This is a genomic window from Draconibacterium sp., from assembly GCF_041583095.1.
Lineage (GTDB): Bacteria > Bacteroidota > Bacteroidia > Bacteroidales > Prolixibacteraceae > Draconibacterium.
Genome location: NZ_JBFHGM010000004.1, coordinates 42,222 through 48,798, shown reverse-complemented (window position 1 = coordinate 48,798; position 6,577 = coordinate 42,222). Strand labels below are relative to the sequence as shown.

Genomic DNA, 6,577 nt, shown 5'->3' with positions numbered 1-6,577 from the left:
CAGGTATTGCATCAAATTGCCGAGAATATTCATAAACGTTCGCTGGTAATTATTTTTAGCGACATGCTCGACAGCTCAAAAAACGAGGAGCTGTTTTCGGCGCTCCAGCATTTGCGTTACAACAAACACGAGGTGATTCTTTTTCATGTAACCGACCATTCTTTAGAGCGCGAGTTTGAGTTTAGTAACCGTCCGCACAAGTTTGTTGATTTGGAGAGTGGCCAGGTGGTTAAGTTTAATCCTTCGGAAGTAAAAGAACACTACACAACTACCGTTCGCGAGTATTTCGACGACCTGAAAGTTAGGTGCGGACAATACCAGATCGATTTGGCAGAAGCCGATATCAACAAAGATTTTAAGGAAGTTTTGTTTTCGTATCTGGTGAAACGTAAAAAACTGTACTAAAACTAACCTTTTAAAATTCAGCCCTTTTTACTACATTTAACTAATATTAAACTAAGTCCCCGTTTATGTTAGTTAAAACCTTCGGAAGCGCAGTCTTCGGCATTGATGCCACTACAATTACCATTGAAGTAGATGTAACCACCGGAATTAAATTTCTGCTTGTGGGTTTGCCCGACAGTGCCGTAAAAGAAAGTCAGCAACGTATTGAATCTGCCTTGCGTTTAAACGGCTACAAATGGCCCAAAAAGAAAATCATAATTAACATGGCTCCGGCCGATATCCGAAAGGAGGGATCGGCTTATGATTTGCCGCTGGCAGCTGCTGTTTTGGCCGCATCGGGGCAGATAAATCACGATAAATTATCAAAGTATGTGTTAATGGGCGAACTTTCGCTCGACGGAACTTTGTAGCCCATAAAAGGCGTGTTACCCATTGCCATTAATGCCCGCGCCGAGGATTTTGAAGGTTTTATTCTGCCCAAACAAAATGCACGCGAAGCAGCGGTTGTCGATCGCTTGAAAGTTTTCGGTGCCGAAAATATTAAAGAAGTAATCGACTTTTTAAATGATGAGGGAAGCCTTGAACAAACCGTAATCGATACCCGTGCCGAGTTTTATGCACAGGTCAATAATAATCCGTTGGATTTCTCGGATGTAAAAGGACAGGAAAATGTAAAACGTGCTTTGGAAATTGCAGCGGCTGGTTCTCATAATATTATTTTGGTAGGGCCTCCCGGTTCCGGAAAAACGATGCTCGCGAAACGAATTCCCACAGTACTTCCTCCGTTTTCGTTAAAAGAAGCGCTGGAAACTACAAAAATTCATTCGGTGGTTGGGAAGATCGATAAAGAAACTTCGTTAATGACACGGCGTCCGTTTCGGAGTCCGCACCATACAATTTCTGATGTGGCATTGGTGGGTGGTGGAAACTATCCCCAGCCGGGTGAAATTAGCCTGGCACACAATGGTGTTTTATTCCTCGATGAATTGCCGGAGTTTAAACGAACGGTGCTTGAAGTGATGCGTCAACCGTTGGAAGACCGGAATATTACCATTTCGCGCGCCAAGTTTTCGGTAGAATACCCGGCGAGTTTTATGCTGGTTGCCTCTATGAATCCTTGTCCGTGTGGTTATTACAATCACCCCACAAAAGAATGTGTTTGTGCGCCGGGCGTAGTACAAAAATACCTCAATAAAATTTCAGGGCCATTACTCGATCGTATTGATATTCACCTGGAAGTGGTGCCTGTTCCATTCAAAAAATTGTCGGAAATGGAGTCGTCGGAGAATAGTGAAGCCGTTCGCGAGCGGGTGTTGGCTGCCCGGAAAATTCAGGAGAAACGTTTTGCGGAACATCAGGGAGTTTATGCCAATGCACAAATGACTTCGAAATTGATACGCGAATATGTGGTGCTCGACAATGAAAGCAATAACCTGATTAAAAATGCCATGGACCGACTTGGCCTCTCGGCCCGTGCTTACGACCGTATTTTAAAGGTTTCGCGTACCATTGCCGATCTCGAAGGAGCAGAAAATGTGCAGGCCGATCACCTTTCGGAAGCTATTCATTACCGCAGTCTGGACCGGGAGAACTGGGGTGGGTAACCGCACTCTGGTGATGGTCTCACTCTCAGCGAGGCTATCACTTGCTAATATTTTGGAACGCTGATAACACTGATTTTTTTGATTTTCGCTGAAGAGAGATGGCTCGCAGATTTCGCTGATTTACGCAGAATGATTTCTTGGATTATGAATTCAGTTTGGTGATGGTCTCACTTTGCGTGAGGCTATCACTTGGGATATTTTGGAACGCTGATAACACTGATTTTTTTGATTTTCGCTGAAAAGAGATGGCTCGCAGATTTCGCTGATATACGCAGAATGATTTCTTGGATTATGAATTCAGTTTGGTGATGGTCTCACTTTGGGTGAGGCTATCACTGTGAATAAAAATACGCTGTTTTACCTTATCACTTTACAGGTAGTGGCATGATTTGCAAAATCGCGCCAGCGGGGAGAAAATTATTCCTTTTCAGAATCTGGTTTGTATAAGGTATTGACTTCTTTAAATGGATAGGGCAGCAAGAATGCTGCCCTAATAAACATTATACAATGTCGCCCCAAATTGCTTTGATTTCTTCACAATTCCTTTCAGCTTCGGAAAGCGCTACATCGATATTTGCCGGAGCAGATACTATTCTATCACCAAAAATATCCAAAGAAAAGCACAGGTTCGGATCAACAAATTCATCCTCTTTTTTTATTTCATTCAAATACTTATAAAGTATTGTGGAAATCATTAGTGATTGAGAATAGTCGAAAGGTTTGTTTTTAGATACATGGATTTTGATTGCACCTAAAAACACTTTTCCATCAACCTCAAATTTTACAACTACGTCAGGTGCAACTCGAATTATTACATCTCCAACTCTTGTTGTTTTAACAGGAGGTGTTACAATTGAATAAGGATTTTTTCGAAAAACCTTAGGTGATTTCATTTTAACAAACTTGTTAAGAGCTTCTACAGAAATCCTCTTGTCACTAACTTGACGTGGATTTGTCGGTGTTCGATTCTTTAGAGTTTCTAGAGCTTCATAGATTGGTGTTAAGTCACCCTGATGTTGAATACTCTTTTTAATTCTCGCTTTGGTTAATTGATACCAAATGATTTTAAACGGATTGGGGTTCAATTGTTGTTCAACAATCCTAGCCTTTCCCCTTTCAGTTGCTTTTGTAAAATCAGCAAACTGATTTAAGCTAATTAAAAACTCATTCATTTTTAATTGTTTTTGAATGTTAATAGAAATTAACCAGCTAGTCGAATCTGTTCAGTAACATTTGATTTTATCGAAGAAAGGTTTAATTTTAAACCGCCAAGTAAAAAACATGAACTTTCCTCGCTGAAAGAAATGTACTAAGACCAGTCAACTAGACTGGTTTTTTTAATATTTATATATCATATCTCGCTATCAGCATTTTTTTACTTTTAATATATTTCATTTAAGCCTTCAATTCAGTACAAAAAAAAGAGTAATAATAAGATGCAAAGGCTTGCTATTTTTCTCATTACTACTCTCTTTGTCTCACAAGTTTAGCTCAAAAAAACATTTTTTGCAATAGATTATTTATATTTCTAGTTAAATGCCTCAAAAAGATATTAACTTCAAATTGTTACATGTCTGAATATCAGTTATTAGTGCTGTGGGAAGCACTAATGGTCTATTAACATTTATTGATAACTTTTGGCTAATTTGCTAGCTTACTGCGTCCTAGTAGGATGAATTTTCAAAATACTATTACCGATAATTTAGAACTCCCCCGCTGGCACGAATTACAATCCATTCCATGCCAAAAAGCAACCCTAAATTATAACAACTATTTCAACAAAAGGCCCGGAAAACCGGGCCCATTAGTTATAAACCTTTTAAAACAATATAACAATTAACTGTCCACAATAACGCGTGCAGCAATGTATCCGTTGTAAAACGCCGGATCGCGTCGCTTAAACAGGCTGATTATTTTGTCCAGTTTGTTATCCAAAATTTCGTCGGCCTCGTCAAAAAGCAGCTCCAGGCTTTTGGTGGCCTCTACCGATGCTACCTTGTAGGCGCGTGGCTGTCCGTTGATTGCCAAAAACTCGTTTAAACCAGTTTTTAAATCCTCCACCTGATCGCGGGCAACACCATATTCCGTAGTTAGTTCTTCAATATTTGCCTCGGCTGCCGCTATTATGACTTGCACGGCCGGGGCAAAATCAGCATTACGCATCTTGTACAAAGCAGAGTAGCTGGTGCTCATCTGAAGCCGTAGCTTTTCATCTCCTGTTACCAATGCAAACGCTTCAAGGGTATCGTTCAGGATATCGGCCTTTTGAGCCACTACACTTTTAATTTGTGTTTTCGTTTTTCCCAAAAATACCTGTGCTTCCTGTTGTGCGTATTGCACCGTCTCGATTTGAGCAACTACGGCTGTGAACTCATTTTTAAACTCGCCAACTTTAGGTATTGATACCCAAAGGGCCGACTTACTGTCGAGGTACGACGATACAGTATCGTACATCTCTTTTTTGTTAATCTGATTTTTATTCATCGTTTGAGAATTTAGGAATAATACTGCTAGTTAATATTTTATAGCTAAAAAAGCAAACTTATGCTAACTATATTTGAAACATAATTCTTGATTTCAGAAACTCATTTCTTAATCCAAAGCGATTATTTCCTGAGTTGAAGCACTCAATTCCCGACCTGAATCTGACATTTCTTCAGTCGGAGCACTCATTTCTCAACTTGAATCTGACATTTCTTCAGTTGAAGTGCTTATTTCTTGAGTTGCAGCGGTTAATTCCCGACATCAAGTGGTTATTTCTTGAGTTGCAGCACCTGTTTCTCAACTTCGGGCACTCATTTCCCGACTTGAAGAAGTCATTTCCTGAAGTAAAGCGGTTGTTGCTCGTAAGAGAACTATTTACATTCGACTTAATTGTCATCAAAACAATAAGCTAAATTTTGTATCTTCATAGCCTAAATCAATAAAACCACAAAATGAAAAAGCCTGTTCTTTTGGTGCTTATTCTACTGAGCATTGTTCCATCGTTGTTCGCACAAAACATCCATTTAAATTCGCTGGGTTTTCTAACCAATGGCCCAAAATCGGCTGTTGTTCCGCAATCGTGTACTTCGTTTAAACTTGTTTCGCTTGCAACCGGCGATGTTGTTTTTGAAGGCAAAACAACAGGGCCAAACTATCAGAAAGATGTAGGTCAGGAGGTATGGAAAGTTGATTTCTCCGACTTTCAAAAACCGGGCGATTACTACCTGGAAGTTGCCGGAGTTGGGCGCTCAGATGAATTTAAAATCGCAAACGATGCCTTTAATTTTGCTGCAGTAACAAGTATGCGTGCCTTTTATTTATGGCGCTGCGGAATGGCGGTTGACGGCGAATTTGCAGGCAATCATTATCATCAGGATGCCTGTCATTTGGATGATGCCTACGAAGATTATATCGGAAAGAAAGGCTCGAAACGCGATGGTACCGGAGGTTGGCACGATGCCGGCGATCATGGAAAATATGTGGTAAATGCCGGTGTTTCACTGGGTGTATTGTTTTATGCCTGGGAACATTTTCAACCTCAGCTGGAAAAAATGGATTTGGATATTCCCGAAACAGCACCCGGATTCCCCGATTTTCTGCAGGAGCTGAAATGGGAAACCGACTGGATATTAAAAATGCAGTACCCCGATGGCTCGGGCAGGGTATCGCATAAACTTACGCGTACTTCATTCTCAGGTTTTATTATGGCCAGCGACGATGACGCCAAACGGTATTTTACCGAATGGAGTTCGGCGGCTACAGCCGATTTGGTGGTAATAATGGCTATGGCTGCCCGCTACTTTAAACCCTACGATGCCACTTATGCCAAAAAATGTTTGGATGCTGCGTGGGTGAGTTATCGTTTTTTGCAGGAAAACCCGGAGGCCAAACGTTTTGTGCAGGGTGATTTCCGCACCGGAGGTTACCAGACAAGAGATAATGACGATCGCTTGTGGGCAGCTGCCGAGCTATGGGCTACTACCGGCGACGAAAGCTGTTTGCGCGATTTTGAAAAACGGGCCGCTGAATTCGAGTACAAAATAGAAGAGAACTGGGACTGGCAAAATGTGTCGAACCTGGCGATGTATTCGTACGCACTTTCTTCGCGCAAAGGCAAAAATCCGGAAGCAGAAGCTGCAATAAAAAAGAACATCATTGCCAATGCCGATGCTTTGGTGGAAAAGGGAGAAGCGGACGTGTATTCGCGTGCCCTTGGCGGCCGATACTACTGGGGCTGTAACGGAACTGTTGCCCGCCAAACGGTGAATCTGCAGGTGGCTAATCTTATTCAGCCCAACCCAAAATACAAACAAGCGGCCATTGGTATTGTCGATCACATCTTCGGAAAGAATTACTATAACCGATCGTACGTTACCGGTTTGGGAATCAATCCGCCAATGTTTCCGCACGACCGTCGTTCGGGAGCCGATTCGATTGATGCACCCTGGCCGGGGTATCTGGTTGGCGGTGGGCATTCAGCAACCGATTGGGTGGATAAAGAAGAATCGTACAGCCACAACGAAATCGCCATAAACTGGCAGGCCGCACTGGTTTATGCCCTTGCCGGATTTGTAAGTTATTAA

The 6,577-nt window shown here is 41.8% G+C and carries 6 protein-coding genes; 4 read left to right on the top strand and 2 right to left on the bottom strand.

Annotation, left to right across the window (positions count from 1 at the left end; all coding sequences use genetic code 11):
• The 3 genes from ABZB17_RS00735 to ABZB17_RS00725 form a co-directional block, all read left to right on the top strand.
• On the top strand, positions 1-405 hold a 405-nt coding region (locus tag ABZB17_RS00735; RefSeq protein WP_372647388.1), incomplete at its 5' end, for a hypothetical protein.
• A 65-nt stretch (positions 406-470) separates the two neighbouring features.
• Entirely contained in the window at positions 471-815 is a 345-nt protein-coding gene (locus ABZB17_RS00730; protein ID WP_372647387.1) for a magnesium chelatase domain-containing protein, read from the top strand.
• Between the two features lie 12 nt (positions 816-827).
• On the top strand, positions 828-2,009 hold the full coding sequence (locus tag ABZB17_RS00725; RefSeq protein ID WP_372647386.1) for a YifB family Mg chelatase-like AAA ATPase: 1,182 nt from the start codon (positions 828-830) through the stop codon (positions 2,007-2,009).
• A 500-nt stretch (positions 2,010-2,509) separates the two neighbouring features.
• Here ABZB17_RS00725 and ABZB17_RS00720 read toward each other — a convergent pair whose 3' ends face one another.
• Positions 2,510-3,181: a hypothetical protein gene (locus tag ABZB17_RS00720; protein ID WP_372647385.1), complete on the bottom strand. Its 672-nt coding sequence runs from the start codon at positions 3,179-3,181 to the stop codon at positions 2,510-2,512.
• 664 nt (positions 3,182-3,845) lie between these two features.
• Positions 3,846-4,493, bottom strand: a complete 648-nt coding sequence (locus ABZB17_RS00715; protein WP_372647384.1) for a hypothetical protein — start codon at positions 4,491-4,493, stop codon at positions 3,846-3,848.
• A gap of 452 nt (positions 4,494-4,945) precedes the next feature.
• Between ABZB17_RS00715 and ABZB17_RS00710 the strand changes: the two genes are divergently transcribed.
• Positions 4,946-6,577 (top strand): glycoside hydrolase family 9 protein, encoded by a 1,632-nt coding sequence (locus ABZB17_RS00710; protein ID WP_372647383.1) that lies wholly within the window; start codon positions 4,946-4,948, stop codon positions 6,575-6,577.